The organism is Pulveribacter sp. (assembly GCF_032079985.1).
Lineage (GTDB): Bacteria > Pseudomonadota > Gammaproteobacteria > Burkholderiales > Burkholderiaceae_C > Melaminivora.
In genome coordinates this window covers 40,626-65,599 of the sequence record NZ_DAMATK010000008.1, presented here as the reverse complement: position 1 = coordinate 65,599, position 24,974 = coordinate 40,626, and the positions used below count along the sequence as shown (strand labels likewise).

The window sequence follows — 24,974 nt, the reverse complement described above, 5'->3', positions numbered from 1 at the left end:
TCGCGTACTTCAACACATGGCAAACATTCTGGTGGTCGACGACGAACTGGGTATCCGGGATCTGTTGTCCGAAATCCTGAACGACGAGGGCCACAGCGTGGATGTGGCGGAAAACGCTACACAGGCGCGCAACGCACGCTTGGCTGCCGGCTACGACCTGGTGCTGCTGGACATCTGGATGCCGGACACCGACGGCGTGTCCCTGCTCAAGGAGTGGGCCATGGCGGGCACTCTGACCATGCCCGTGATCATGATGAGCGGCCATGCCACCATCGAGACGGCGGTGGAGGCCACGCGCATCGGTGCCTTCTCCTTCCTCGAGAAGCCCATCACCATGCAAAAGCTGCTCAAGGCCGTGGAGCAGGGCTTAACGCGCAGCGCCGCTAATGCATCTGCTGCGGTAGCCTCCTCCCAGAGCAAGGCGGATGCTCTCACGCCTCAGGCGCCAACACCGGCGGCCCTGCTGCTTGATGGATGTAATGGCGCGGTGGAAGCGGCGGCGCCCTTGGCACCGCACCTGGAGCAGGGCCCGCTCGCGCATCAGGGCTTCAACCTGGACCGTCCCCTGCGTGAGGCACGTGACGGTTTCGAGAAGGCTTACTTCGAATTTCACTTGGCCCGCGAGGGTGGGTCCATGACGCGCGTAGCGGAGAAGACGGGGCTGGAGCGCACCCACCTGTACCGCAAGCTGCGCCAGTTGGGCGTGGACCTGGGGCGCAACCGGCGCAATGGCTGAGCGCCGGAAAAAATCATATCTTTTCCATTTCGCCTACTTTTTCGGGCTACAATCAGTGGCTCAGGCCCGGTAGCTCAGTCGGTAGAGCAGAGGATTGAAAATCCTTGTGTCGGCGGTTCGATTCCGTCCCAGGCCACCAGAACAGTCTGACAAGAAGCCCCGGTGATTCCACCGGGGCTTTTTTGTTCGTCGCTCATGTGCGTCTCTTTGGGCAAAGGAAAAACGGCCTGTCCAGAGGGACAGGCCGTTTCTTATGCGACAGAAGATGAGTGGCTGGTGTTCAGCTGCCCGAGGCTTCCGATGCCGGGGCGCTGGCGCCCTCGGCGGCAGGAGCTGCAGGCTCAGGAAAGTTGGCGCCGGCTGCATCTGCCATGTAGGCCACGCCGCGGGCGATTTCGGTGTCGTTGAAGTCACCGCCGCCCTGAGGGGCCATGGCGCCCTTGCCTTGCAGTGCCGAATGCACCAGTGCCTCAAAGCCCGTTTGGATGCGCGGCGCCCAGGCAGCGGTGTCGCCCAGCTTGGGTGCACCGGCTGCGCCGGTAGAGTGGCAGGCAGCACACTGGCCTTTAAACACCTCCTCGCCCGAGCGCAGGGGACGGTTGGCATCACGCACCTCCACCAGACCCACCTTCTGGATGCGCTGAGCCACGGCCAGCTCGGGATTGGCGGCGCCGGACGCGGGCTTGTTGCCCGCCGTGACGAACAGCACCAGTCCGATGATGGCGAACACGGGCAGAACGAAGGCAAGAATGACGGTGGTCAGCAGCTGCTTGGGGCTCTTGATGGGCCCGGTGTGTCCTGCGTCGTGGGTGTCGCTCATGAAGGGGTCCTCGGAAATTTATTGTGTAGAGAGGTGCGTGGCAGACAGCTTTCCATTATAGGAGCCGGTCTCGCTCCAGCCACCCCCCAGCGCCTTGTACAGCAAAACCTGGTTTTGCAACTGTTGCAGCTGCGTGAGAACCAGAGACTGCTGGGTCAGGAACAGCGAGCGCTGCGCGTCCAGCACGTCCAGGTAGCTGGCCACGCCGTTGCGGTAGCGCAGGTCGGACAGCTCCAGACGCTTGGCGTCGGCCGCTTCCTGGCCCTGCTGTGCATCCAGTTGCTCCTGCAGCGTGGCGCGGCCGGCCAGGGCATCGGAGACTTCCCGGAAGGCTGTCTGGATGGCCTTCTCATATTGCGCCACGGCAATCTCGCGGCCCGCGCGCGCGGCTTCCAGGCCCGCCTGATTGCGACCGGCGTCGAAGAGGGGGACAGCCAGCTGCGGTGCCAGTGAGAAAGCCCAGGAGCCGCTCTTGAACAGGCCCGAGAGCTCGGGACTGACGGTGCCCATCGTCGCCGTGAGCGATATGCGCGGAAAGAACGCCGCGCGTGCTGCGCCGATGTTGGCGTTGGCGCCGATCAGCAGATGCTCTGCCTGGCGGATGTCGGGCCGCCGCTCCAGCAGATCCGAAGGCAGGCCTGCGCGCAGCGGCTGCATGGGTGCAGCGGCTTGCAGGCGCGACGACGGCAGGCTGGCACGAATGTCATCCGGTAGCGCCTGGCCGAGCAGCAGTACGAGCGCGTTCTCGTCGAGCAGGCGCTGGCGCTGCTGCTGTGCGTAGGTGGCGCGGGCCGCCTCGGCCAGGCTGGTGGCCTGGCGGTTGTCCAGCTCTGAACTCACCCCGTGCTCCAGGCGCAGTCGCGTGAGCTTCACGGACTCCTCGCGCGTGGCCAGCGTGCGGCGGGAGATGTCCAGCAGTTCCTCGTCAGCCATCAGGTTCAGCCAGCCAGAGGCTACCGCGGCCACCAAGCTGATCTGTGCGGCCTTGCGGGCCTCGTCGGTGGCCAGGTATTGCGCCAGCGCCTGTTCCTTCAGGGCAGCAACGCGGCCGAAAAAGTCGATCTCCCAGGCTGTCACGCCCAGGCCAACTTGGAAGACGTTGCCGTACTGCCCCGTGGCGGTGCTGGGCTGACGCGTGGCGCTGGCTACGCCGGCAATGGTCGGGAACTCGGCCGCGCGCTGGATCTGGAATTGCGCGCGCGCTTGCTCGACGTTGAGCATGGCCACGCGCAGGTCGCGGTTGTTGCCCAGGGCGATGCCGATGAGCCGCTGCAGGCGCGGATCCGTGAAATAGTCCTTCCAGTCGATGTCGGCGGCGGCCCGCTCCTGGGCCGTGGCCGCGGCACTGTCGGCCAGCCCGTATGCCGGGGGGACCGGCGCTGCCGGGCGCTCGTAGGTGGGGATGAAGCTGCATCCGGCCAGCACCAGGGCGGCGGTGAGCGGGGCCAGGGTGCGCGCGCTGCATGCGGGGAAAGAGGTGGTGTGTTTGCGCATGATGAAAAGGATGTGTCTTGTTCAGCCTTCGCTGACGTGCTGCTGGGCCATCTTGGCGTCATGCTCGTGCTGGCGGCTGCTGCCCTTGAAGAAGCTGCGCACCAACACGAAGAACACCGGCACAAAGATCACGGCCAGCAGGGTGCCAGTAATCATTCCGCCGATCACGCCGGTGCCGATGGCGCGCTGGCTGGCCGAACTGGCGCCTGAGGCCAGGAACAGCGGCACCACGCCCAGCGTGAAAGCCAGCGAAGTCATGACGATGGGGCGGAAACGCAGGTGCGCAGCTTCCAGCGCTGCCTCGATGACGCTCTTGCCCTGAGCCTGGAGGTCCTTGGCGAACTCGATGATCAGGATGGCGTTCTTGGCCGACAGGCCGATGATGGTCACCAGGCCAATCTGGAAGTACACGTCGTTGGACATGCCTCGCAACAGCGTGGCCAGCAGCACGCCCAGCACGCCCAGCGGCACTACCAGCAGTACCGAGAACGGAATCGACCAGCTCTCGTACAGCGCCGCCAGGCACAGAAACACCGCCAGCAGCGAGAAGGCATACAGGATGGTGGCCTGCGCGCCGGCGAGCTTTTCCTCGCGCGACTGGCCGGTCCATTCGAAGCCAAAGCCCTCGGGCAGCTGCGCCGCCAGACGCTCCATTTCCTGCATGGCCTCGCCCGTGCTGTAGCCGGGCGCGGCCCCGCCGGCGATCTTCATGGCCGGATAGCCGTTGTAGCGCACGGTCTGCATGGCGCCGGTGATCCAGCGTGTGGTGGCGAAGGTGGACAGCGGCACAACCTGGCCACGGCTGTTGAGCACCGGCAGGTCCAGCACTTCCTCGGGCTGCATGCGTGCCTGGGCGTCGGCCTGCACCACTACCCGCTGCAGCCGGCCCCGGTTCGGAAAGTCGTTGATGTAGGACGAGCCGAGCGCGGTGGACAGCGCGCTGCTGATGGTGTCGAACGACACGCCCAGCGCGCTGGCTTTGTCGCGGTCGATGTCGATCTGCATCTGCGGCGCGTCCTCCATGCCGTCCGGACGCACGCCGGCCAGCACCTTGCTCTGCGCGGCCATGCCCAGCAGCTGGTTGCGTGCCGCCACCAGGGCGTCGTGGCCCTTGCTGCCCCGGTCCTGCAGGCGGAAGGTGAAGCCTGAGGCCACGCCCAGCTCCGGGATGGGAGGCGGGCTCAAGGCAAAGATGAAGGCATCGCGGAAGCCGTACAGCGCGCCGGTGGCGCGGCCTGCCAGCGCCTCGGCCGAATGCTCGGCGCCACGGCGCTCGCTCCAGTCCTTGAGCGTCACGAAGGCCAGGCCTGCGTTCTGCCCCTGGCCGGAGAAGGAGAAGCCGGCCACGGTCACGATGTTGGCCACCTCGGGCTGGGCCAGCATGAATTCCTCGACCTTGGTCATGGCCGCCTGAGTGCGGCCCAGCGCCGCGCCGGGTGGCAGCTGCACGTTGGTGATCACGAAGCCCTGGTCCTCGTTGGGCAGGAAGGAGCTGGGCAGGCGGTTGTACACCAGGGCCAAGGCGCCGATCAGCGCCGCATAGATGATCATCATGCGGCCGCCGCGGCGCACCAGGCGCGACAGGCCCGATTCGTAGCGATGCGTGGTGCGCTTGAAGACGCGGTTGAACCAGCCGAAGAAGCCCTTCTTTTCGTGATGGCCCTCGGCGATGGGCTTGAGCAGGGTGCCGCACAGCGCGGGCGTGAGCGACAGCGCCAGGAAGGCCGAGAAGGCAATGGACGTGCCCATGGTCACGGCGAACTGGCGGTAAATGTTGCCCGTGGAGCCGGCAAAGAACGCCAGCGGCACGAACACCGAGATCAGCACCACCGTCACGCCGACGATGGCGCCCGAGATCTGGCCCATGGCCTTGCGCGTCGCGGCTAGCGGCGGCAGGCCTTCCTCGCTCATGATGCGCTCGACGTTCTCCACCACCACGATGGCGTCGTCCACCACGATGCCGATCACCAGCACCATGCCGAACATGGTCAGCACGTTGATGGAAAAACCCAGCGCCAGCAATGTGCCGAAAGTGCCCAGCAGCGCCACGGGCACCACGATGGTGGGAATGATGGTGTAGCGGAAGTTCTGCAGGAACAGGAACATCACCAGAAACACCAGCAGCACGGCCTCCAGCAACGTCTCCACCACCTTCTCGATGGACACGGCGATGAAGGTGGAGGTGTCGTAAGGGATGGCGTACTTCACGCCCTGCGGAAAGTACCGCTCCAGCTCGGCAAGGCGCGCCTTGACGGCCTTGGCCGTGGCCAGGGCGTTGGCGGAGGACGTCAGCTGCACGCCCAGGCCCACGGCGGGGCTGCCGTTCAGGCGCGCGCTGGTGCTGTAGTTCTGCGCGCCCAGCTCGATGGTGGCCACGTCGCGCAGGCGCACGGTGGAGCCATCGGTATTGGCGCGCAGCACCACGTTGCCGAATTCCTCGGGCGTGGTGAGCTGGCCCTTGACCACGATGGTGGCGGTCATGGTCTGATCCGCGGTGCTGGGCAGCTCGCCCAGGTTGCCGGCGGACACCTGCACGTTCTGGCTACGGATGGCGGCGTTGACCTGGTCCAGCGACAGGTTGAAACCCTTGAGCTTGGCCGGATCCACCCACACGCGCATGGCCAACTCGGCACCGAATTGCGTGACCGCGCCCACCCCGGGCAGGCGCTGCAGTTCGGGCACCACGTTGCGCGCGGCGTAGTCGTTCAGCGCCTCGATGCTCACGTCCGGCGACTCCGAAGTCAGCATCGAGAACAGCAGGAAGTTCGAGCGCGACTTTTCCACGCGCACGCCTTGCTGCGTCACGGCCGCCGGCAGGCGCGGCGTGGCGCGCGCCAGGCGGTTTTGCACGTCCACCTGGGCCAGGTCGTCATTGGTCCCCGGCTCGAAGCTCAGCACGATGGAGCCCGTGCCGTTGGCCTGGCTGGTGGCCTCGACATAGGCCAGGCCGGTGGCGCCGTTCATCTCGCGCTCGATGACCGACAGCACGCTGTCCTCTAGCGTCTGGGCCGTGGCGCCCGGGTAGGCCACCGAAATCTGGATGGTCGGAGGCGCCACCGCTGGGTACTGCGCAATCGGCAGCTTGGTGATGGACACGGCGCCGAACACCATGATGAAAATGGCGATCACCCACGCAAAGATGGGGCGCTCGATAAAGAACTTGGCCATGGACCGCGCTCCTGCTTCTTGGGCGTTTCTTGGTTGTTGTTATTGCTGGGCTGCGGATGCGGCGGCCTGGCTGACGGCGGGAGCTGCGGCTGCAGCGGGTGTGCTGCCAGCGGCCTTCCATGGCACGGGCGTGACGACGACAGGCGAACCCGGTTTGGCGCGGGGCAGCTTCTGGAAGCCATCGACCATCACTTGCTCGCCGGCTTTCAGCCCCTCCAGCACCACCCAGTCCGAACCCTGTGCGGGGCCCAGCTTGACCGGACGCGGCGCGACCTGGTTGCCTTCGCCTACCACCATCACCGTGTCGCCGCTGCTGGAGCGCGTAACGGCCTGCTGCGGCAGCAGCACGCCATTGCCCACCTGGGCCTGCTCCAGCCGCACGCGCACGTACAGACCCGGCAGCAGCGAGCGCTCTGCGTTGGGTACCTCGGCGCGCAGCGTGACCTGGCCGCTGGTCGGGTCCACCGACAGGTCGGTGAACAGCAGTCGGCCCTGGTGCTTGTAGACGCTGCCGTCCTCCAGCACCAGGCTCACGTCGGCGCTGGACTTGTCCGTCTGCTTGTACTGGCCGCTGGCCACGGCTGCGCGCAGCTTCAGGGCGTCGGCGGCGGACTGCGTGAAGTTGATGTAGAGCGGGTCGATCTGCTGGATGACGGCCAGCTCGGTGGCAGCGCCCTGTCCCACCAGTGCGCCCTCGGTCACCAGAGCCCGCCCGATGCGCCCGGAAATCGGGGCGGTGACGGTGGCATAGCCCAGGTTGATGCTGGCGGTCGTCGTGGCGGCGCGGGCAGCGGCCACGTTGGCCTCGGCCGTCTTCTGCGCGGCAACGGCGTTGTCGTACTCCTGGCGGCTGATGGCGTTCACCTCCACCAGCGGCTTGTAGCGCTCGGCCAGCGCCTTGCTTTGCGCCAGCGAGGCCTGGGCCTGCGCCACGCTGGCCTGAGCCTGAGCCAGGCTGGCCTCATAGGGAGCGCTGTCGATCAGGAACAGCTTCTGGCCGGCCTTGACGTCGCTGCCCTCGGTGAACAGGCGCTTTTGCACGATGCCTGCGGCGCGGGCTCGCACCTGCGCCACGCGCGAAGCTTCCAGTCGGCCAGGCAACTCCGTTACCAAGCCGATGCTGCCCGGCTGCACGGTCACCACGCCCACCTGCGGCGGGGGCGGGGTGCCCCCGGCGGACTGGGGGGCGTCGCCCCCCTTCTTGCCGCAGCCGCTCAGGGCGAGCGCGCCGACGAGCGCAAGAGACAGAAGGGTCAGGGGCTTGCGGGCGGCGCGAACGGACGCGTGGTTCTGGCGTGGCATGAAGGTCCTTTGGAGGGCGTGATGCTTTTGATGACTGGCGGATGCTGCAGGCAAAGCCCCAGATGCTGACACCGGTCAATGACAACTTTGCGAGGTGGGGGATTGTACATACATTCGTGAATGTATAATCAGCGCTGGATTCGGAGGTCTACATCCATGGCACGACGCACGAAGGACGACGCGGATGCCACGCGCAGCAGCCTGCTGGATGCGGCCGAGCGCGTGTTCTACGACAAGGGCGTGGCCCGCGCTTCATTGGGCGAGATCGCCCAGGCTGCCGGCGCCACGCGCGGAGCCATCTACTGGCACTTCAAAGACAAGGCCCATCTGTTCAATGCCATGATGGACCGCGTCACCCTGCCGCTGGAGGTGGCCTGCAACGCTGGCGACGCCGCGTGCCGGGCGGCCTCACCGCTGCAGCGGCTGCGCGCCCTGGTGGATCACTTGCTGGGCAGCATCGAAAACGACGAGCACACACGCCGCGTCTTCGAGATCGCCATGTACCGTGTGGAGTACGTGAACGAACTCAGCGGCGTGCGCGAACGCCATCTGACCTCACAGGCACGCTTTCACGCCATGCTGGCGCGCGAACTGGGCGATGCCGCCGAGCAGCAGGGCCTCACGCTGCCGCTGGAGACGGCTGCTGCAGCGACGGGGCTGGGGGCGCTGTTTGATGGCCTATTGCAGACCTGGGTGCTCAACGGCGCGCCCTTCGCACTGCGCGCCACGGGCCGGCAGCTGGTGGACGTATACCTGCGCGGCCTGGGCTTTGCCACCTGACTGCCGTGCGATAATGCGCGGCTTGGCTGGTGCAGCGCGCCAGCCGGTGCCTTTTCCAAGCGGCTGTAGCTCAGTGGATAGAGTATTGGCCTCCGAAGCCAAGGGTCGTGGGTTCGATCCCCGCCAGCCGCGCCACTTCCTTCTCTCTCGCCCCTTCTTCATGTCCATGCACTACAGTGCAATGCATGACTGTTTTTACGCGCAGCGTTGCACTATCTGGGGCATCCAATTTTCGTGATCTGGGCGGTTATGCGGGACAGGACGGGCGCCTGGTGCGCTGGCGTCGGCTGTTTCGCTCCGACCACCTGGCCGGCCTGACGGCGCAGGACGCGCAGGCCCTGGCCGACTTGGGCCTGGCCCGTGCCGTGGACCTGCGCGGGCAGCAGGAAAGCGCTGCCCAGTCTTATTCCCTGTCCACTGTGCGCTACCACTCGCTGCCGATCGAGCCAACCGTGGTGCAGCGCGCCAAGGAAATGGCGCAGGCCGGCCAGCAGATGACCGCGCCGATCGCTCGCCGCCTGATGGAAGACACCTACCGCGCCTTCGTCTCCGACAACACGCCGCAGTTCGCCGCGCTGTTTGCGCACCTGCTGGACGAGGACACGCCGCTGGTCTTCCACTGCACCGCCGGCAAGGACCGCACCGGCTTTGCCGCCGCGCTGATCCTGCGCGCCCTGGGTGTGCCCGAGGACGTGGTGATGCAGGACTATCTGCTCACCAATGGCCTGTACCGCCGCCCGCAGGCGGTGCAGGGCTCGGCGCCGCAGGAGGTGCTGGACGTGATCTGGCGCGTGCAGGCCGACTTCCTGCAGGCCGCCTTCGATGCCGTGGAGCGCGACCACGGCGGCCTGGCGCGCTACCTGGTGCAGCAGCTGCAGCTGGACGATGCTGCGCGCGAACGGCTGGCGCAGCTGTACCTGCAGCCACCGGCCAGCGCATAGCGCGGCGCAGGCACAAAAAAAGCAGCCCGAGGGCTGCTTTTTTCATCGCGTGGGGGCGCTCAGGCCGTGGCGTCCTTGAGCTTCTTGAGGGCGCGGGTCTTGATCTTGACCGAAGCCGGCTTGGCGGCGAACCAGCGCTCCTCGCCCGTGAACGGGTCCTTGGCCAGGCGCTTCTTGCGCGCTTCGACTTGGTGCAGATTGATCTTCAGCAGACCGGGCAGCGTGAACTCGCCCGAGCCCTTCTTGTGCACGGAGGCCAGGATGGCGCCTTCCAGGGCCGCGAGCACCGCCCGCACGTTCTTGGCTTCCACGCCCGACTGCTCGGACAGGTGGGCGACCAGCGTGGTCTTGTTGAAGACGTCCTTCACCGGCTTGATGGCGGCGGGTGCCTTCTTGGCGGCCGCGGCCTTGGCGGGTGCTGCGGACTTGGCCGAAGCAGTCTTCTTTGCCGGTGCGGCGGTGGTTTTCTTTGCAGTTGCCATGATGTGGTTGATTGCTTGTCTGAAGTTGCTGTACAGGCCCAGCCCGTGCTGGTGAGCGGATTCTAGGGCGGTATCCCGCGCCTGGTGCAGCCCTGTGCGCTTGCGTGCGTCAGAAAACCACGCATTTGCGCTGCTGCAGCGCTGTTGGAGTGCGCGCGCATCGGCGCTAAGCTGTCGGCGCCGGCGCATCGCGCAGGACAAAGCCAAACCAAGGAGCAACGGCCATGAGCGACAACTCTCCCTTCGGCTTCGCACGCTTCGTGCCGGGGTTCGACTTCCTGCAAAGCCTCGCCAAGGGCGCGTCCGGCGGCGTGTCAGGCATGCCCGGCTGGGTGGCGCCCACGGCCAGCGTCCAGGAGCTGGACAAGCGCATCCAGGAGCTGAAGGCCGTGCAGTTCTGGCTGGAGCAGAACGCCCGCGCGCTCACCGCCACGGTCCAGGCGCTGGAGGTGCAAAAGATGACCCTGGCCACGCTGCAGGGCATGAACGTCGCCATGGGCGACGTGGCGGCGGCCTTCGGCGGCCTGGGCGCTGCGGCCGCAGCGCCCGCACCGGCTGCCGCGCCGGCCCCTGCACCCGCCCCGCAGCCGCAGCAGGAAGCGGGCAGCGAAAAGCCCGAGGCCGCGCCCGGCGCCGCCGCCGACCCGCTGCAGTGGTGGGGCGCGCTGACCCAGCAGTTCCAGCAGATCGCCGCCCACGCCATGCAGGACGCGGCCACGCAGCAGGCGGCGTTCGATGCCACGCGCGACATGGCCAGCGGCGCGCTCAAGACCGCCAGCGACATGGCCACGCAGTGGGTGCAGGCGGCCGGGGGCGATGCCGCCGCGCCGGCCCAGTCCCGTGCCCCGCGCGCCGCTCCCGCCGCAGCCAAGCCGGCGGCGGCCAAGAAGGCGGCGGCCAAGTAAACTACTAAAAAGTAGCTCTAACGCTCGCCAGTCAAGCGCCAGCAGCTATCAAAAAGTGAGAGGCCGCGGCGCTTGAAGTTCCGCTTCAGACCGGCAGCTGCGCAGGCTGCAGGGTGGCGCCCGCACCCCGCGGGCCGCAGAAGGCGAAGTCCAGCTCCGGCGCCAGGCCGCTGACGATGCGCGCGATGGAGCGGCCCGAGCCGCAGGCGTGCGTCCAGCCCAGCGTGCCGTGCCCGGTGTTCAGGAACAGGTTGGACACGCGCGTGCGGCCGATCAGCGGCACGTTGCTCGGCGTGGCCGGGCGCAGGCCCGACCAGTACTGCGCAGCGGCCGTGTCGGCGGCGCCGGGAAACAGCTGCGCCACGCGCCGCACGATGGCCGCGCAGCGCACCTCGCTCAGGGCGCGCGAATAGCCGTTCAGCTCCGCCGTTCCGGCCACGCGCAGCACGTCGCGCGCCTCCTGCCCGCCCTGCGCGGGGCGCGTGTAGCGCGAGAACACCAGCTTGAATTCGTCGTCCGTCAGGCTGGTCTGGTAGGCCAGGGCGGCGTCGCGCACCGGCAGCGTGACCGAGTAGCCCTTGGCCGGATAGATGGGCAGCGAAATGCCCAGCGGCTGCGCCAGCAGCGGGCTGTGCGAGCCCAGCGCCAACACGTACGCATCGGCCTGCACGCGCTCGTAGCGGCCCTCTTCGTTGGTGATCTCCACGTGGTCGATGCGCCCGCCTGTCTCGCGCAGGGCCGTGATGTGGCAGCCCATGCGCCAGCGCGCGCCGGCGGCCTCGGCCGCGCGGGCCAGCTCGCGCGTGAACAGATGGGCGTCGCCGGACTCGTCCTCGGCCGTGAAGGTGGCGCCGGCCAGCTGCTCGCGCATGGCGGCGAGGGCCGGCTCGATGCGGATGGCCTCTTCGGCGCTGACCACCTGGCGCTCACAGCCCAGGGCACGCATCTGCTCGGCCGGGCCCAGGGCGCACTCGAACTCGCGCTCGCTGGTGTAGAAGTGCAGGATGCCCTGCGTGCGCTGGTCGTACTGCAGGCCCAGCTGCTCGCGCAGCTCGCGCAGCACGGCGCGGCTGTAGGTGCCCAGCTGGACGATCTGGTGGATGTTGTGGCGCGTGCGCGCCGGCGTGCATTCGCGCAGGAACTGCAGGCCCCACAGCCACTGGCGCATGTCTGCGCGCAGGCGAAACAGCAGCGGCGCATCCTCCTTGCCCAGCCAGGACAGCACCTTCAGCGGCGCCGACGGATTGGCCCAGGGCTCGGCGTGGCTGACGGAGATCTGCCCGCCGTTGGCAAAGCTGGTCTCGGCGCCGGGCACGGCCTGGCGGTCGATGACGGTAACCTCGTGGCCGAGCTGCTGCAGGAAATAAGCGGAAGCGGTGCCGACGACGCCGGCGCCCAGAACGATAACGCGCATGGTTCTACAAGCCTTTTTCAAGGTTTGCGCAGACCAGGCGCGCGCCGGCGGCTATCGAAAAAATAGCGGGGAAGCAGGGCGCGCCAAGAGGTCTGGCTGCCGCTCCCCCTGTCCTTGTGACCTGAGAGATTCGCCCTCGCACTGTGCGGTGGGCTTGCTCCTTCGGTGCGCCCCGTGTGCGGGGGCGGCTCTCCAGACGGCTATTGCTGTGTGTGCAGTACGGTACCTGAGCGTGTATGGGAGTTTGCGCCTTCGGTGCAGCAGCCGTGACCGGCCGCTGGCTCTCCTGCGGCGCGCATCGTAGCAGGATGCGCCATCAGTGGCGGCGCGGGTCGTTAGGACGGCGGTCGTAGCGGTTGGGCACGCCGTCGCCGTCACGGTCCCAGCGGCCCTGGTTGAACTGCCATTTGCCATGGCGTTGTTCCCAGCGAGGCTGGCGATAGTGCTGGCCGTGGCGCACGCGCATCCACTGGCCGGGGACCCAGTGGTAGAGGTGGCCGCGCCATTCCCAGTGGCCCTGCGACCAGACCATGCCGCGGCGCGGGGCGGGTACGCGCTCATAGCGCGGCGGGGGCGGGGCGCTTTGCACCACGTAGGCCGGCTGCACGGCCTGCGGCCCGGTCTGGATGACGACGGTGGCGCTGGGCGCGGCGTGCGCGGCGCCACTGGCGCCCAGGCCCAGGGCGAGGGCGGCGACTGCGGCGGCGAGGGCGGGGGTGATGCGGTTCATGGTGATCCTCCTTGTTGGACTCGGTTGCCCGATGGAGGCCATGGTCCCGCGCCTGCGTGAAGGCCGGCGGCAGCCTTGGTAGCGACTGCGCAAATGTTTGTGAGCAGACGTCACACACGCGCTGCGCGTGCAGCGGGTGATAAGGGTCAAAAAGGCCTCCAGCCCTTGCTGGTCAAGCGCGGGCAGCTATTGTTTTGATAGACGTTTGCTTACGCCTGCCGGCTTGGCGCGGGCGGCGGCGGCGCCACGCGGCGCATGGCGGTGAAGGCCTCGAACTCCCAGCCGCGCAGCGCCATCAGCAGCGTGCAGCCCTCGCGCTCGGCCTCGGGCAGGCGCTGGTCGGCCAGGTGCTGCTGGGCGAAATCCTGCGCCACGCGCTGCAGGCGCTCGGTGAAGGCGGCCAGCTGGCCGCGGGCGATGCTGCCGTGCACCAGCAGCACGCCCTCGCCGGGGCCGTCGAAGGCGCCGCCGAAATAGTCCAGCAGCGCGTGCTCGCGGAAGTAGTCCATGACCGGGCCGCGCGGGCGCCAGCGGAAGGTCTTGGCGAGCTTGAGGCGGTAGCGGTTGCCCGGGCGCAGCTCGATGATGCCGATGCGGTCCAGCTGCGCCAGGTACTTGACGCCCTCGGCCTCGCTCAGCCGGTAGGTGGCCAGCACCTGGGCCAGCGTCCACTGGCTGAGCACGCAGATCGCCATCAACAGCAGCTTCTTGTCGGCCACCACGGCGCGCTCCTGCTCCTGCGTCAGCTCGCTCAGCAGCGGGCGGCTGTCGGCCACGCGCCGCGCCAGGTCGGCGAAGTCGAGTTTCAACACGCGGCAGATGGCGTCCACGCGCGACAGCGGCATCTCGCCGCGCGCCAGCATGCGTTTGACGCTGGACTCGGCCAGGCCCAGCGCGCGGCCCAGGTCGGCATAGGTCATGCGGGCGGCCTTCAGCTCCTGCTTGAGGGCGGCGACCAGGTCTGCGGTAGTGCTCATGGGGGCCAAAGTATCGCATTGCGATACCAAAGGTGGCGTGGCGCAGACACCCGGCGCATGGCGGCACCGGCGCCGGCCGGCTTTGTTTGCACAATGCGCCACCTTCCTGCCACCTCCAGGCCCGTTTCCATGACCGAGCACACCGCGCAGCCCCACCCCAACCAGTTCGCCCTGCTGGGCCAGCGCCGCTTCGCGCCGTTCTTCTGGACGCAGTTCGCCGGCGCCGCCAACGACAACCTGTTCAAGTTCGCCTTCACCGTCATGGTGACCTACCAGCTGCAGGTAGCGTGGCTGCCGCCCTCACTGGCGGGCCTGGTGATCGGAGCGCTGTTCATCCTGCCGTTCCTGCTGTTCTCGGCCACGGCCGGGCAGGTCACGGACAAGCTGGAAAAGACGCGCATCATCCGCTTCGTCAAGAACCTGGAGATCGCCATCATGCTGGTGGCCGCGGCCGGCTTCCTGGCGGGCAGCGCGGCCGTGCTGCTGGCCTGCGTGTTCCTGATGGGGCTGCACTCCACGCTGTTCGGGCCAGTGAAGTTCGCCTACCTACCGCAGGCCCTGAATGAGCGCGAGCTGACGGGCGGCAACGGCATGGTGGAGATGGGCACCTTCGTCGCCATCCTGCTGGGCAACGTGGCCGGCGGGCTGCTGGTGGCCCTGCCCGGCGTCGGCCACGGCGCCGTGGCCGCGGCCTGCGTACTGCTGGCCCTGGCCGGGCGCGCCGTGGCGCAGGCCATTCCCCCCGCGCCGGCCACCGACCCGCACCTGGCCATCAACTGGAACCCGGTGAGCGAGACCTGGCGCAACCTGCAACTGGCACGCGGCAACCCGGTGGTGTTCCGCTCGCTGCTGGGCATCTCGTGGATGTGGTTCTTCGGCGCGGTGTTCCTGTCGCAGTTCCCCAGCTTCGCTAAGGAGGTGCTGCACGGCAACGAGCAGGTGGCGTCGCTTTTGCTGGTGGTGTTTTCCATCGGCATCGGCACCGGCTCGCTCTTGTGCGAAGTGCTCTCGCGCCGGCACGTGGAGATCGGCCTGGTGCCGCTGGGCGCCATCGGCATGAGCGTCTTCGCCATCGACCTGTACTTCGCCTCGCGCGGGCTGGCGGCGCCGGCCGGCGGGCCGGTCATGGGCCTGGCCGCCTTCCTGGCCGAGCGCGCGCACTGGCGCGTGATGGCCGACCTGGCGGGTTTGAGCCTGTTCGCCGGCCTGTACAGCGTGCCCATGTACGCGCTGATCCAGCTGCGCAGCCAGCCCACGCACCGCGCCCGCATCATCGCGGCCAACAACATCCTCAACGCGCTGTTCATGATCGCCAGCGCCGTGCTGGCCGGGGCGCTGCTGTCGGCGGGCTTCACGGTGCCGCAGATCTTTTTGTTCACGGGCATCGCCAACGCCGTGGTGGCGCTCTACATCTTCCTGCTGGTGCCGGAATACCTGCTGCGCTTCGTCGCCTGGGTGCTGTCGCGCTGCGTGTACCGCTTCAAGGTGCGCGGCGACGAGCACATCCCCACGCAGGGCGCCGCCATCCTGGCCTGCAACCACGTGAGCTTCGTCGATGCCGTGCTGCTCATGGCCGCCAGCCCCCGGCCCATCTATTTCGTCATGGACCACCGCATCTTCCGCGTGCCGGTGCTGGGCTGGCTGTTCCGCCTGGCCAAGGCCATCCCGATCGCGCCCCAGCGCGAGGACGCGGCCACCTACGAAGCCGCCTTCGAGCGCGCCGCGCAGGTGCTCAAGGACGGCGACCTGCTGGCCATCTTCCCCGAAGGCGGCATCACCCGCGACGGGCAGCTGCAGCCCTTCAAGGGCGGCATCATGAAGATCCTGGAACGCGCCCGCGCCGATGGCCTGGAGGTGCCCGTCGTGCCCATGGCGCTCACCCACCTGTGGGGCTCGTTCTTCAGCCGCATCGAAAACGGCGGGGCCATGGTGCGGCCGTTCAGGCGCGGCGTGCTCAGCCGCGTGGGGCTGAACGTCGGCCCGCAGCTGGCAGCCAGCCAGGTGCAGCCCGAACCCCTGCGCGAGCGGGTGGCCGGGCTGCTGGCGCTGGGTTGAGCCGGTTTTATGAAGAAAACAGGCTCCAGCGCCCGTCAGGTAAGCGCTGACAGCTATCAAAACAATAGTTAAACAGCAGGAGAACTCCCATGAGCAAGGCACTGCGCCTATCCGAGAAATGGTTTCGCCGCGGCCTGTGGCTGGTGGCCTTCGTCTTCGCCGGCTTCCTGATCGGCCTGGGCGGCACCATCGTGGGCGACCTGCCCAAGGTGGAGGCGCCGCTGGCGCTGGACGACTTCCTGGACCCGGCGGCCGTGGGGCCTTTGCGTGCCCAGGCCCAGTCCGCGCGCCAGGCCGAGGACGAGGCGCGCACCGCGCTGGAGCAGGCCCGGCTGCAGCTGACCAAGGCGCGCAGCGAAACCCAGGCCGAGCGCGAGACCTTCAACAACTGGCTGGCCGCGCGCAGCGCCACGCAGCGCGCCGAGCACGACCCCGAGGTCATCGCCCGCACCCAGCGCCTGGACGCCCTGAAGGCCGGCGAGCAGCGCGCCCGCCAAGCCGTGCAGGCGCAGGAGCAGGCGCTGCTGGACGCGCGCCAGAGCGCCAGCCAGGCCCGCGCCCAGCTGTCCAAGCTGGAGGACGCCGGCTACCAGCGCATGGCCGCCGAGCAGCGCCGCGTGGAGCTGCGCGTCTTTTTGTACCGCCTGGCGCTCACGCTGCCGCTGCTGGCCGTGGCCGGCTGGCTGTTCGCCAAGAAGCGCCAGAGCACCTGGTGGCCCTTTGTCTGGGGCTTCATCTACTTCGCGCTGTTTGCCTTCTTCGTCGAGCTGGTGCCTTATCTGCCCAGCTACGGCGGCTACGTGCGTTACGTGGTAGGCATCATCGTCACCGCCCTGGTCGGGCGCTACGCCATCGTGGCGCTGAACCGCTACCTGGAGCGCCAGCGCCAGGCCGAGAGCCTGCCCGACCAGCAGCGCCGCCAGGAGTTGGGCTATGACGTGGCCCTGGCGCGCCTGGCCAAGGGCGTGTGCCCGGGCTGCGAGCGGCCGGTGGACCTGAAGAATGAGGCCATCGACTTCTGCCCGCACTGCGGCATCGGCCTGTTCGACCGCTGCGGCGCCTGCAGCACACGCAAGAGCGCCTTCGCCCGCTTCTGTCACGCCTGTGGGACACAAGCAAGGCCTGCTGGCTGACGCGGCAAGGCCGGCGGCGGGGGGATGCTGGTCGCCGTTTTAGGAAAAACGGCCCGCCGCCAAGCCGGCAGGCCACCACCGCAGGAGCATCGACCATGAACCGTCCCTCCCGACTCATCCACTGGGGCCTGGCGCTGACCGCCACCGCCCTGGCCGCCAGTGCCGTGGCCCAGCCGGCTCCGAACGGCTGGCGCGGCGAAGCGCCGCAGCGCTATGCCCAATACCATCCGCGGCACGGCGAACCGGACCTGAGCCAGGCGCTGCGCGAACAGCGCCGCCACGACGAGGAGACCTACCGCCGCGCCGAAGCCTGGCGCGAGAGGCAGGGCGGCCCGCATGGGCACGGACCGCGCTGGGAGCGCGGCCAGCGCTACCACGGCCCGGTGAGCGTGGTGCGCGACTACCGCCATTACCGCCTGCGCCAGCCGCCGCGCGGCTATCACTGGGTGCGCGCGGACGACGGCAACCTGCTGCTGGTGGGCAACCGCAGCGGGCGAATCCTGGAGGTCGCGCCCCGCTGACGAGGCCCGGGCGGGCGGTGGGGTCAGCCCATCACCACCGGCCCGCCCTTGGCAATGGCGCGCTGCCACGCCGGGCGGGCGTGCATGCGCTCCTGTAGCGCCAGCAGATGGGGCTGGCGCGCAGTGCCTGCGCTGCGCGCCAGCAGGGCCTCCACGGCAAAGCTCATCTGAAAGTCGGCAATGCTCAGCTGCTCACCGGCAAACCAGCTGTTGCGTGACAGGTGGCCTTCTAGGAACTCCGTGGCTGTCGCCAGGTTGGGATCGACCAGCTTCTGCTGCACCCCTGCGCACAGCAGGCGCGCGATGGGACGCACGAAGAACGGCATGGGCTGGCGCGGCAGGGTCTGGAAGACCAGCTTCATGACCAGCCAGTTCATCAGTGACCCTTCGGCGTAATGCATGAAGAAGCGGCAGTGCCGGTGCGCCGGCGTGCCTGGCGCGGGCACCAGCTGCGCCAGGTCGCCGCCGGCCTGGGCGCCGTAGCGCTCGGCCAGGTATTCGATGATGGCGCCGGACTCGGCGATCACCTCGCCGTCGTCCTCAATCACTGGCGACTTGCCCAGCGGATGCACCGCCTTCAGCTCGGGCGGTGCCAGACGGGTGCGCGGATCGCGCTGGTAGCGCTTGATCTCGTAGGGCACGCCCAGCTCTTCCAGCAGCCACAGGATGCGCTGCGAGCGCGAGGTTTCGAGGTGGTGGACGGTCAGCATGAGCGGTCTTGTCGAGGAGGGAAGGGCGCTTTATACGCCGCGCGCCCGTTCTGCCTTGAAGCGCGCGCGCATCTGGGCGAAGGTGCCGGCGTCCAGCGCGTCCCTGATCTCCTGCATCAGCTGAAGGTAGTAGTGCAGGTTGTGGATGGTGGTGAGCATGGGCCCCAGCATTTCGCCGCAGCGCTCCAGGTGGTGCAGATAGGCGCGCGAGAAGCCCCCGCGCCCGCCGTCGTCCCAGCTCACGCCGGTGCTGCCGGCGCAGGCGTGGCAGGTGCAGGTGGTGTCCAGCGGGCGGTGGTCGTCCTTGTGCCGGGCATTGCGGATTTTCAGGTCGCCAAAGCGGGTGAACAGGGTGCCGTTGCGCGCGTTGCGCGTGGGCATGACGCAGTCGAACATGTCCACGCCCTGGGCCACGCCCTCCACCAGGTCCTCGGGCGTGCCCACGCCCATCAGGTAGCGCGGCTTCGCCGCCGGCAGGCGGTGCGGCGTGTGGGCCATGATGCGCAGCATCTCGTCCTTGGGCTCGCCCACGCTCACGCCGCCGATGGCGTAGCCGGGGAAGTCCATCGCCACCAGGGCCTCCAGCGACTCCTGGCGCAGGTGCTCGAACATGCCGCCCTGCACAATGCCGAACAGCGCGTTCGGGTTGCCCAGGCGCTCAAACTCGGCCTGGGAGCGCAGGGCCCAGCGCCGGCTCATCTCCATGCTCTTGCGCGCTTCCGATTCGGTCGTCAGGTGGCCGTTGGTCTCATAGGGCGTGCATTCGTCCAGCTGCATGACGATGTCGGAGTTCAGCGTGGTCTGGATCTGCATGCTGACCTCGGGCGACATGAACAGCTTGTCGCCGTTCACCGGGCTCTGGAAGTGCACGCCTTCCTCGGTGATCTTGCGCATGGCGCCCAGGCTCCAGACCTGAAAGCCCCCGGAATCGGTCAGGATGGGCTTGTCCCACTGCTCGAAGGCATGCAGGCCGCCGAAGCCCTTCACCACGTCCAGGCCGGGGCGCATCCACAGGTGAAAGGTGTTGCCCAGGATGATCTGCGCGCCCATCTCGTGCAGGCTGCGCGGCATGACGCCCTTGACGGTGCCGTAGGTGCCCACGGGCATGAAGATGGGGGTCTGCACCACGCCGTGGTTCAGCGTCAGGGCGCCGCGCCGGGCGTGGCTTGCGGGGTCGGTGGCGAGCAGGTCGAATTGCAGCATAGGGTTTGAATTGTCCCAGAGCGGGGCCCCCTACACTGGCCGCATCAGTGGCAACCCCAAGGAGAGAACGAATGCTCAGAATCATGATCGCCGTCGATGGCTCGGACCTGGCGCTGGATGCCGTGCACCACGCCCTGGAGCTGGTGCGCCGAGGCGGCCTGCAGGCCACGCTGGTGCTGGGCCACGTGCAGGAAGAAGCCACCCTGCTGGAGCTGGCCACCCAGGGCGCCGACGCCGTGGCCGAGGCCAGCGTCGAGGCCGGCAGCCACCTGCTGGCCAGCGCCGTGGCGCTGGTGGAGGCGGCCGGCGTGCCCTACGAGACCGAGCTGGGCCTGGGCCCGGTGGCCGCCACGCTGGTGGACATGGTGGAGCGCTGCGGCTGCGACGCGCTGTTCATCGGCGCGCGCGGCCTGGGCGGCCTGCGCGGGGCGCTGCTGGGCTCGGTGTCGCAGCAGCTGGTGCACATGAGCCCGGTGCCGGTCACGGTGGTCAAGCACGCCGAGGCGGACGCGCAAGTCTGAAGCGGCTCGGCCTACCACGCAAAAACGCCGGGTTTGCCCGGCGTTTTTTATGTGTGGTTGCTATGTTTTCGCTAGCTGCTGGCGCTTGTCTGGTGTGCGCTCAGGCCGCTTTTTTCCATGCGGAAGCCGGATCGCCCGCGCGCTGCAGCTTGCCGTGCGGCAGGCTGGCCAAGCGGGTCAGCAGGCGGCGGCAGTAGCCGGCCACCCACAGGCATTTGTTGATCTCCTCGACCGGTAGCGGGCCGGAGACGACGACCAGGTCGTTGGCGTCCTGCAGCAGGCCGGCCGCGCGCAGGCGCCGGCGCGTGTGCGTGGCCCAGGACTGGATGCGCGCCGGGCTGCCGTGCTGGTGCACGTGGCCGGTATGGCGGTCAAAGGCAATGGCCACGTTGTCCGTCTTGAGCTTGAAGCGGCGCTCGCCTGTGACGGCGCTGGGCGTGTCGCGCAGGTCGTACAGGTAGTAGCTGCCGGCCCTGAGCTGGTATTGCAGTTCCATGGTCGATCTCCTCCGGGACCGATTGTGCGAAGCCCGCCACCCGCCAATGCGCCGAATACGGCCGTATTGGGGCGCCAGTTGCACGCACCAGGCTGGTGCTATCGGTGCCTGGGGGCCGATTGTGGAAGCTGTACCCCCCTGCCACAAGCCAATGGCGGCGCCAAGGCGTAACAGGGTGTCAGGTGCGGAGGCCGTTCTCAGAAATCGACCAGGCTCAGGCCGATGCTGAACACGGTGCGCTTCCTGTTGTAGTCGATCAGGCTGTCGCCGTAGCCCGAGAACAGCTGCGTGTGCAGGCGCAGGTTGCTGCGCGGGCCGACCAGCTGCGTGCCCAGCGTGCTCAGCCAGTCCAGGCGCGCGGAGGTGCGGTCGCTGTGGCCGAAGCTGTGGCGCGTGGTCAGCGTCACACGGTTGTCCTTGTTCACGTTCCAGCCCAGGGCGAATTCGGTGCGGCCGACATAGTCGCTGATGCCGGGGTTGTTGTCGCTCTCGGCGCTCTCGTGCAGGCGCTTCCAGGCGCGGGCGGTGAGGCTCCAGTGGTCGTTCAGCTCGAAGCCGGTCATCAGGTAGGCGCGGTTCCAGCTGCGCGACAGCGGATCGCTCTGGCCGTTGGACTGGTGCACCAGCCCAATGCCGCTGTAGCGCCAGCGCCAGCCGAAGGGCAGTTGGGCATCGGTCGGGTAGACGTACATGACTTCCGGCTCGTGGTCGGTGTTGCGAAACGGCCGCGAGATTTCGTGCGAGAACAGCTGCCAGTACGACTGCTGCGTGTAGCCCACCCACAGCGAGTCGCGCCGCTGGTCGTTGCCGGTGAGCAGCCCGCTGGCCAGCTTGGTGCGCACCGACAGCTGCACGCGCATCTCGGCGCGGCGGTAGTCCACCGGGCTGCTGGCGCTGTTGTTGGGGTTGTCCGAGCTGGGCTGGCGGTTGACGGTGTCTGCGCCCACCACCGACACGTTCAACGGCCGGTAGCCGCGGAAGCGGAAGATGCCGCAGTCGCTGCCCTCTTCCAGCTCCCAGAAACGCGAGAGCGTCGTGTAGTCGCCGTCGCGGCAGCCGGCGGCCGCCTTGACGGTGATCTGGGGCTCGGGCTGTGGCGCGCTTTCCGGCGCGGGCAGCGCCGCCAGCGCGGCCGCCGTGGCGGCGTCGCCGCCGCCCGTGCCCATGCTGGCGCTGGCCGCGGGCGCGGCCCAGGCCAGCTGGCCGGCCCATTGATCGAAGCAGGCCAGGCGCGCCTGCCCGTCTTGCAGGGAAGAGCACTGGCGCCAGCCGGCGTCGGCAGTGCCGGCGGCGGGTGCGGCCTGCGCGTGGCCGGCCAGGGGCAGCAGGGCGGCGAGCGCGGCGGCGCCCAGGGGGGTGAAGGTGTTCATGGCGTATGTTTGGTGGTGTTTTCTGCCTCAAACGCTTGCTGGGCAAGCGCTGGCAGCTATGAATAGGGGAGTGGCGGTATCACACCTTGGCCGCGTCCGCCCGGGCGGCGAATTCTGCGCGCAGTTGCCGCAGCTTTTCGCGCGGGTCCTCGCGGGCGGTGGCGGCGTCCAGCTTCATCTCGGCGATGAAGCGGCTGGGCTGGCAGGCGACCATCTCGCGGCCGCGCTTGCGCTTCTTGGTCCAGCTCACGGCCAGGGTGCGCTGGGCGCGGGTGATGCCGACGTACATCAGCCGGCGCTCTTCCTGCAGGCGGGCGGCGATGTCTTCGGTCACCTTCTGCTGGCGGCCCTCGTCGTCGTCCAGCTTGAAGGGCAGCATGCCCTCGGTCACGCCGGCCAGGATGACGTGCGGCCACTCCAGGCCCTTGCTGGCGTGCAGGGTGGACAGCACCACCATGTCCTGCTCCTGTTCGCGCTCGGAGATGGTGGACAGCAGGGCGATGGTCTGGGCGACTTCCAGCAGGCTCTTGGTTTCCTTCTGGGTCGTGGTGCCGGCAGCGTCCTCTATCTGGCCGCCGGCGCGCTGGGCCATCCAGTCGCAGAACTCCAGCACATTGCTCCAGCGGGCGGCGGCCACCTTCTCGCTGTCCTCGGCGTCGTACAGGTGCTGCTCGTAGCCGATGTCCTTCAGCCAGTCGGCCAGAAAGGCGCGCGCGTCTTCAAAGCCGTGCGTGTGGCGGGCGCGGTACTCCAGGTCGTTGATGGCGCGGCCGAACTCGGTCAGGCCGTCCAGCGCGCGTTTGGGGACGGCGGCCGGCAGCATGCCGTTGAACAGCGCGCCGAACATGCTGGTGCGGTGTTGCGCGGCAAAGGCGCCCAGCGCGCCCAGCGTGGTGTGGCCGATGCCGCGCTTCGGATTGGCCACGGCGCGCAGGAAGGCCGGGTCGTCGTCGTTGTTGATCCACAGCCGGAACCACGCGCACAGGTCGCGGATCTCGGCACGGTCAAAGAAGCTGGTGCCGCCCGAGACCTTGTACGGGATGTTGGCCTTCCTGAGCGCCTTCTCGAACGGCTTGGCCTGGTGGTTGGCGCGGTAGAGGATGGCAAAGCTCTTCCAGCTGGGCGGCGGATTGGCCGCGGCGCGCAGGCTGAGGATGCGCGCCACGGCGCGCTCGGCCTCGTGCTCCTCGTTGTCGCAGTCCTGCACGCGCACCGGCTCGCCCTCGCCCAGTTCGGAAAACAAGGTCTTGGGGAACAGCTTGGGGTTGGGCCCGATCACGTGGTTGGCCGCGCGCAGGATGGCGCTGGTCGAGCGGTAGTTCTGCTCCAGCTTGATGACTCTCAAATGCGGAAAGTCCACCGGCAGTTTTTTGAGGTTGTCCAGCGTGGCGCCGCGCCAGCCGTAGATGCTCTGGTCGTCGTCGCCCACCGCCGTCAGGCGCGCGCGTTCGCCCACCAGCATCTTCAGCAACTCGTACTGCGTGGCGTTGGTGTCCTGGTATTCATCGACCAGCACGTGGCCCAGCACGCGCTGCCATTTCTCGCGCACCTCGGCGTGGCCGCGCAGCAGGCGCATGGGCAGGCCGATCAGGTCGTCGAAGTCCACGCTCTGGTAGGCGGCCAGGCGCTCCTCGTAGCGCTGCATGATCAGGGCGATGCTGCGCTCGTGGTCGTCCTTGGCCATGGCCAGCGACTTGCGCGCGTCCCAGCCCTGGTTCTTCCAGGCGCTGATCGTCCATTGCCACTGGCGCGCCGTGGCCGCGTCGGTGGTGCCGCCGGCGCAGTCCTTCAGGATGCCGGTCACGTCGTCCTGGTCCAGGATGCTGAAGTTGGGCTTGAGGCCCAGCACGTGCCCGTCCTCGCGCACCATGCGCACCCCCAGGGCGTGAAAGGTGCACACCAGCACGTCCCTGGCCTGGCGGCCGATCAGGCCGGCGGCGCGCTCGCGCATCTCGGCCGCGGCCTTGTTCGTGAAAGTGATGGCGGCGATGCGCCGGGGCGCCAAGCCGGTCTCGATCAGCCGCGCGATCTTGTGCGTGATGACCCGTGTCTTGCCCGAGCCGGCGCCGGCTAGCACCAGGCAGGGGCCTTCGGTGTAGTGCACGGCTTGCAGCTGGGCCAGATTCAGACCGGACATGGGGGAGGCAGAGGCGGGGGAGAAGAGAGGAGGAACGGGCGCGGAGCGCACGATGATAGCGAGGGCCCATTGGGCCCGTGCGGCTGCGACAATCGCGGCCGTGCTGTCGGTCCTGTCGGTCACCTTTCCCTTCTTCGCCCTGGTGCTGGCCGGCTTTGCCGCCACGCGCCGGGGGCTGCTGCCGCTGCCTGCCATCGCCGGGCTGAACAGCTTCGTGCTGTATTTCGCCCTGCCGTGCATGCTGTACCGCTTTGGCGCACAGACGCCCATCGGGCAGCTGCTGGACCCGGTGGTGGCCCTGGTGTATCTGCTGTGCGGCCTGGCCCTGGTGGCCGGGGCCGTCGCCGCCACGCGGCGGCGCTGGGGCTGGAACGACGCCGCCTTCGGCGCGCTGGTGGTGGCTTTCCCCAATTCGGGCTTCATGGGCGTGCCGCTGCTGGTGGCGCTGCTGGGCGAGGCCAGCGCCGGCACCGTCATCCCGACCATGGCGCTGGACATGATCGTCACCACTTCGCTGTGCATTGCCCTGTCGCGCCTGGGCCTGGGCGGGGGCAGCGCGGGGCGGGCGCTGCGCATGGCTCTCAAGGGCGTGCTGGCCAACCCGCTGCCCTGGTCCATCGCCCTGGGCGCGCTGGCCTCGGCCGCCTCGTTCACGCTGCCCGGCCCCCTGGATCGCACCGTGGCCATGCTGGCCGACGCCGCCTCGCCGGTGGCGCTGTTCACCATCGGCGCCGTGCTGGCGCGCTCGCAGATGAACGCGCACGAGCGCGTCGCCGTGCGCGACTACCTGCCCCTGGCGCTGGCCAAGCTGCTCGTCCACCCGGTGCTGATGTGGCTGGCCTGCCAGGCCGCCCTGGCCCTGGGCCTGGCCCTGCCGCCGCTGGCCGTGACCACCCTGGTGCTGGTGGCCGCCCTGCCCAGCGCCAGCAACGTGTCGCTGCTGGCCGAGCGCTTCGAGGCCCACGGCGGGCGCATCGCCCGCATCATCCTGGCCAGCACGGCGCTGGCCTTCGTGAGCTTCTCGGCCGCCGTGGCGCTGCTGGCCTGACGCTGCGTTTTTGATAGCTGCCAGCGCTTGC

The 24,974-nt window shown here is 68.4% G+C and carries 22 protein-coding genes, 2 tRNA genes and 1 riboswitch; of the genes, 11 read left to right on the top strand and 13 right to left on the bottom strand.

Features of this window, described 5'->3' with window-relative positions; all coding sequences use genetic code 11:
• The first annotated feature begins 16 nt into the window (after positions 1-16).
• Together RT282_RS15750 and RT282_RS15745 are read left to right on the top strand one after the other, a co-directional pair.
• On the top strand, positions 17-736 hold the full coding sequence (locus RT282_RS15750) for a response regulator (protein WP_313315821.1): 720 nt from the start codon (positions 17-19) through the stop codon (positions 734-736).
• A gap of 63 nt (positions 737-799) precedes the next feature.
• A tRNA-Phe gene (locus RT282_RS15745) sits at positions 800-875 on the top strand.
• Between the two features lie 141 nt (positions 876-1,016).
• On the opposite strand, the gene RT282_RS15740 is transcribed toward RT282_RS15745, so the two are convergent.
• Genes RT282_RS15740 through RT282_RS15725 form a run of 4 tightly spaced genes read right to left on the bottom strand, consistent with a single transcriptional unit; the run spans position 1,017 to position 7,520 of the window.
• Positions 1,017-1,556 carry a c-type cytochrome gene (locus RT282_RS15740; RefSeq protein ID WP_312303255.1) on the bottom strand — a complete coding sequence of 180 codons (540 nt, stop codon included), beginning with the start codon at positions 1,554-1,556 and terminating at the stop codon, positions 1,017-1,019.
• 18 nt (positions 1,557-1,574) lie between these two features.
• Positions 1,575-3,050: an efflux transporter outer membrane subunit gene (locus RT282_RS15735; RefSeq protein WP_313315819.1), complete on the bottom strand. Its 1,476-nt coding sequence runs from the start codon at positions 3,048-3,050 to the stop codon at positions 1,575-1,577.
• 21 nt (positions 3,051-3,071) lie between these two features.
• Positions 3,072-6,218, bottom strand: a complete 3,147-nt coding sequence (locus tag RT282_RS15730) for an efflux RND transporter permease subunit (RefSeq protein ID WP_312303249.1) — start codon at positions 6,216-6,218, stop codon at positions 3,072-3,074.
• Positions 6,219-6,257: 39 nt separating this feature from the next.
• Entirely contained in the window at positions 6,258-7,520 is a 1,263-nt protein-coding gene (locus RT282_RS15725; protein ID WP_313315817.1) for an efflux RND transporter periplasmic adaptor subunit, read from the bottom strand.
• 156 nt (positions 7,521-7,676) lie between these two features.
• Here RT282_RS15725 and RT282_RS15720 point away from each other — a divergent pair, with 156 nt between their 5' ends.
• The 3 genes from RT282_RS15720 (at position 7,677) to RT282_RS15710 (ending at position 9,241) form a co-directional block, all read left to right on the top strand.
• Complete coding sequence (locus RT282_RS15720; RefSeq protein ID WP_312303243.1) at positions 7,677-8,300, top strand: TetR family transcriptional regulator; 624 nt, start codon at positions 7,677-7,679, stop codon at positions 8,298-8,300.
• Between the two features lie 59 nt (positions 8,301-8,359).
• Positions 8,360-8,435, top strand: a tRNA-Arg gene (locus RT282_RS15715).
• A gap of 50 nt (positions 8,436-8,485) precedes the next feature.
• Positions 8,486-9,241 carry a tyrosine-protein phosphatase gene (locus RT282_RS15710; protein ID WP_313315814.1) on the top strand — a complete coding sequence of 252 codons (756 nt, stop codon included), beginning with the start codon at positions 8,486-8,488 and terminating at the stop codon, positions 9,239-9,241.
• Positions 9,242-9,300: 59 nt separating this feature from the next.
• On the opposite strand, the gene RT282_RS15705 is transcribed toward RT282_RS15710, so the two are convergent.
• On the bottom strand, positions 9,301-9,723 hold the full coding sequence (locus RT282_RS15705; protein ID WP_312303238.1) for an HU family DNA-binding protein: 423 nt from the start codon (positions 9,721-9,723) through the stop codon (positions 9,301-9,303).
• Positions 9,724-9,947: 224 nt separating this feature from the next.
• Between RT282_RS15705 and RT282_RS15700 the strand changes: the two genes are divergently transcribed.
• On the top strand, positions 9,948-10,628 hold the full coding sequence (locus tag RT282_RS15700) for a PhaM family polyhydroxyalkanoate granule multifunctional regulatory protein (protein ID WP_313315812.1): 681 nt from the start codon (positions 9,948-9,950) through the stop codon (positions 10,626-10,628).
• Positions 10,629-10,713: 85 nt separating this feature from the next.
• Here the strand turns inward: RT282_RS15700 and RT282_RS15695 are convergent, their stop codons facing one another.
• The 3 genes from RT282_RS15695 to RT282_RS15685 all read right to left on the bottom strand — a co-directional run bounded on the left by RT282_RS15695 (position 10,714) and on the right by RT282_RS15685 (position 13,749).
• Positions 10,714-12,042 (bottom strand): D-amino acid dehydrogenase, encoded by a 1,329-nt coding sequence (locus RT282_RS15695; RefSeq protein ID WP_313315810.1) that lies wholly within the window; start codon positions 12,040-12,042, stop codon positions 10,714-10,716.
• Between the two features lie 98 nt (positions 12,043-12,140).
• Positions 12,141-12,248, bottom strand: a riboswitch (glycine riboswitch).
• Between the two features lie 110 nt (positions 12,249-12,358).
• Positions 12,359-12,772 (bottom strand): YXWGXW repeat-containing protein, encoded by a 414-nt coding sequence (locus RT282_RS15690; RefSeq protein WP_313315808.1) that lies wholly within the window; start codon positions 12,770-12,772, stop codon positions 12,359-12,361.
• A 209-nt stretch (positions 12,773-12,981) separates the two neighbouring features.
• Positions 12,982-13,749 carry a helix-turn-helix transcriptional regulator gene (locus RT282_RS15685; protein WP_313315804.1) on the bottom strand — a complete coding sequence of 256 codons (768 nt, stop codon included), beginning with the start codon at positions 13,747-13,749 and terminating at the stop codon, positions 12,982-12,984.
• A 129-nt stretch (positions 13,750-13,878) separates the two neighbouring features.
• On the opposite strand from RT282_RS15685, the gene RT282_RS15680 reads away from it, so the two are divergent.
• From RT282_RS15680 to RT282_RS15670, 3 genes are all read left to right on the top strand, one after another.
• On the top strand, positions 13,879-15,804 hold the full coding sequence (locus RT282_RS15680; RefSeq protein WP_313315802.1) for an MFS transporter: 1,926 nt from the start codon (positions 13,879-13,881) through the stop codon (positions 15,802-15,804).
• 89 nt (positions 15,805-15,893) lie between these two features.
• Positions 15,894-16,937: a serine endopeptidase gene (locus RT282_RS15675; protein WP_313315800.1), complete on the top strand. Its 1,044-nt coding sequence runs from the start codon at positions 15,894-15,896 to the stop codon at positions 16,935-16,937.
• A gap of 95 nt (positions 16,938-17,032) precedes the next feature.
• The gene (locus RT282_RS15670; protein ID WP_313315798.1) at positions 17,033-17,458 is read left to right on the top strand and encodes an RcnB family protein; all 426 of its coding nucleotides are present in this window, start codon (positions 17,033-17,035) and stop codon (positions 17,456-17,458) included.
• A 23-nt stretch (positions 17,459-17,481) separates the two neighbouring features.
• Here the strand turns inward: RT282_RS15670 and RT282_RS15665 are convergent, their stop codons facing one another.
• Together RT282_RS15665 and tgt are read right to left on the bottom strand one after the other, a co-directional pair.
• Positions 17,482-18,168 carry a glutathione S-transferase gene (locus RT282_RS15665; protein WP_313315797.1) on the bottom strand — a complete coding sequence of 229 codons (687 nt, stop codon included), beginning with the start codon at positions 18,166-18,168 and terminating at the stop codon, positions 17,482-17,484.
• A 30-nt stretch (positions 18,169-18,198) separates the two neighbouring features.
• Positions 18,199-19,371, bottom strand: coding sequence for a tRNA guanosine(34) transglycosylase Tgt (gene tgt / locus RT282_RS15660; RefSeq protein WP_313315795.1), 1,173 nt, complete (start codon positions 19,369-19,371; stop codon positions 18,199-18,201).
• A gap of 71 nt (positions 19,372-19,442) precedes the next feature.
• Between tgt and RT282_RS15655 the strand changes: the two genes are divergently transcribed.
• Positions 19,443-19,892 carry a universal stress protein gene (locus tag RT282_RS15655; protein WP_313315792.1) on the top strand — a complete coding sequence of 150 codons (450 nt, stop codon included), beginning with the start codon at positions 19,443-19,445 and terminating at the stop codon, positions 19,890-19,892.
• Between the two features lie 100 nt (positions 19,893-19,992).
• Here RT282_RS15655 and RT282_RS15650 read toward each other — a convergent pair whose 3' ends face one another.
• The 3 genes from RT282_RS15650 to RT282_RS15640 form a co-directional block, all read right to left on the bottom strand.
• Complete coding sequence (locus tag RT282_RS15650; protein ID WP_313315790.1) at positions 19,993-20,388, bottom strand: hypothetical protein; 396 nt, start codon at positions 20,386-20,388, stop codon at positions 19,993-19,995.
• A gap of 197 nt (positions 20,389-20,585) precedes the next feature.
• The gene (locus RT282_RS15645) at positions 20,586-21,758 is read right to left on the bottom strand and encodes a phospholipase A (RefSeq protein WP_313315788.1); all 1,173 of its coding nucleotides are present in this window, start codon (positions 21,756-21,758) and stop codon (positions 20,586-20,588) included.
• A gap of 79 nt (positions 21,759-21,837) precedes the next feature.
• Positions 21,838-23,895, bottom strand: coding sequence for a UvrD-helicase domain-containing protein (locus RT282_RS15640; RefSeq protein ID WP_313315786.1), 2,058 nt, complete (start codon positions 23,893-23,895; stop codon positions 21,838-21,840).
• Positions 23,896-23,995: 100 nt separating this feature from the next.
• Between RT282_RS15640 and RT282_RS15635 the strand changes: the two genes are divergently transcribed.
• Positions 23,996-24,943 (top strand): AEC family transporter, encoded by a 948-nt coding sequence (locus RT282_RS15635; RefSeq protein WP_313315784.1) that lies wholly within the window; start codon positions 23,996-23,998, stop codon positions 24,941-24,943.
• Positions 24,944-24,974: the final 31 nt, after the last annotated feature.

Bases quoted from the DNA above. Each gene is read 5' to 3' on its own strand.
- RT282_RS15645 (WP_313315788.1), bottom strand. From the start codon at position 21,758: ATGAACACCTTCACCCCCCTGGGCGCCGCCGCGCTCGCCGCCCTGCTG.
- RT282_RS15750 (WP_313315821.1), top strand. From the start codon at position 17: ATGGCAAACATTCTGGTGGTCGACGACGAACTGGGTATCCGGGATCTG.
- RT282_RS15690 (WP_313315808.1), bottom strand. From the start codon at position 12,772: ATGAACCGCATCACCCCCGCCCTCGCCGCCGCAGTCGCCGCCCTCGCC.
- RT282_RS15650 (WP_313315790.1), bottom strand. From the start codon at position 20,388: ATGGAACTGCAATACCAGCTCAGGGCCGGCAGCTACTACCTGTACGAC.
- RT282_RS15725 (WP_313315817.1), bottom strand. From the start codon at position 7,520: ATGCCACGCCAGAACCACGCGTCCGTTCGCGCCGCCCGCAAGCCCCTG.
- RT282_RS15685 (WP_313315804.1), bottom strand. From the start codon at position 13,749: ATGAGCACTACCGCAGACCTGGTCGCCGCCCTCAAGCAGGAGCTGAAG.
- RT282_RS15730 (WP_312303249.1), bottom strand. From the start codon at position 6,218: ATGGCCAAGTTCTTTATCGAGCGCCCCATCTTTGCGTGGGTGATCGCC.
- RT282_RS15720 (WP_312303243.1), top strand. From the start codon at position 7,677: ATGGCACGACGCACGAAGGACGACGCGGATGCCACGCGCAGCAGCCTG.
- RT282_RS15680 (WP_313315802.1), top strand. From the start codon at position 13,879: ATGACCGAGCACACCGCGCAGCCCCACCCCAACCAGTTCGCCCTGCTG.
- RT282_RS15735 (WP_313315819.1), bottom strand. From the start codon at position 3,050: ATGCGCAAACACACCACCTCTTTCCCCGCATGCAGCGCGCGCACCCTG.
- RT282_RS15675 (WP_313315800.1), top strand. From the start codon at position 15,894: ATGAGCAAGGCACTGCGCCTATCCGAGAAATGGTTTCGCCGCGGCCTG.
- RT282_RS15700 (WP_313315812.1), top strand. From the start codon at position 9,948: ATGAGCGACAACTCTCCCTTCGGCTTCGCACGCTTCGTGCCGGGGTTC.
- RT282_RS15740 (WP_312303255.1), bottom strand. From the start codon at position 1,556: ATGAGCGACACCCACGACGCAGGACACACCGGGCCCATCAAGAGCCCC.
- RT282_RS15705 (WP_312303238.1), bottom strand. From the start codon at position 9,723: ATGGCAACTGCAAAGAAAACCACCGCCGCACCGGCAAAGAAGACTGCT.
- RT282_RS15640 (WP_313315786.1), bottom strand. From the start codon at position 23,895: ATGTCCGGTCTGAATCTGGCCCAGCTGCAAGCCGTGCACTACACCGAA.
- RT282_RS15695 (WP_313315810.1), bottom strand. From the start codon at position 12,042: ATGCGCGTTATCGTTCTGGGCGCCGGCGTCGTCGGCACCGCTTCCGCT.
- RT282_RS15655 (WP_313315792.1), top strand. From the start codon at position 19,443: ATGCTCAGAATCATGATCGCCGTCGATGGCTCGGACCTGGCGCTGGAT.
- RT282_RS15670 (WP_313315798.1), top strand. From the start codon at position 17,033: ATGAACCGTCCCTCCCGACTCATCCACTGGGGCCTGGCGCTGACCGCC.
- tgt (WP_313315795.1), bottom strand. From the start codon at position 19,371: ATGCTGCAATTCGACCTGCTCGCCACCGACCCCGCAAGCCACGCCCGG.
- RT282_RS15665 (WP_313315797.1), bottom strand. From the start codon at position 18,168: ATGCTGACCGTCCACCACCTCGAAACCTCGCGCTCGCAGCGCATCCTG.
- RT282_RS15710 (WP_313315814.1), top strand. From the start codon at position 8,486: ATGACTGTTTTTACGCGCAGCGTTGCACTATCTGGGGCATCCAATTTT.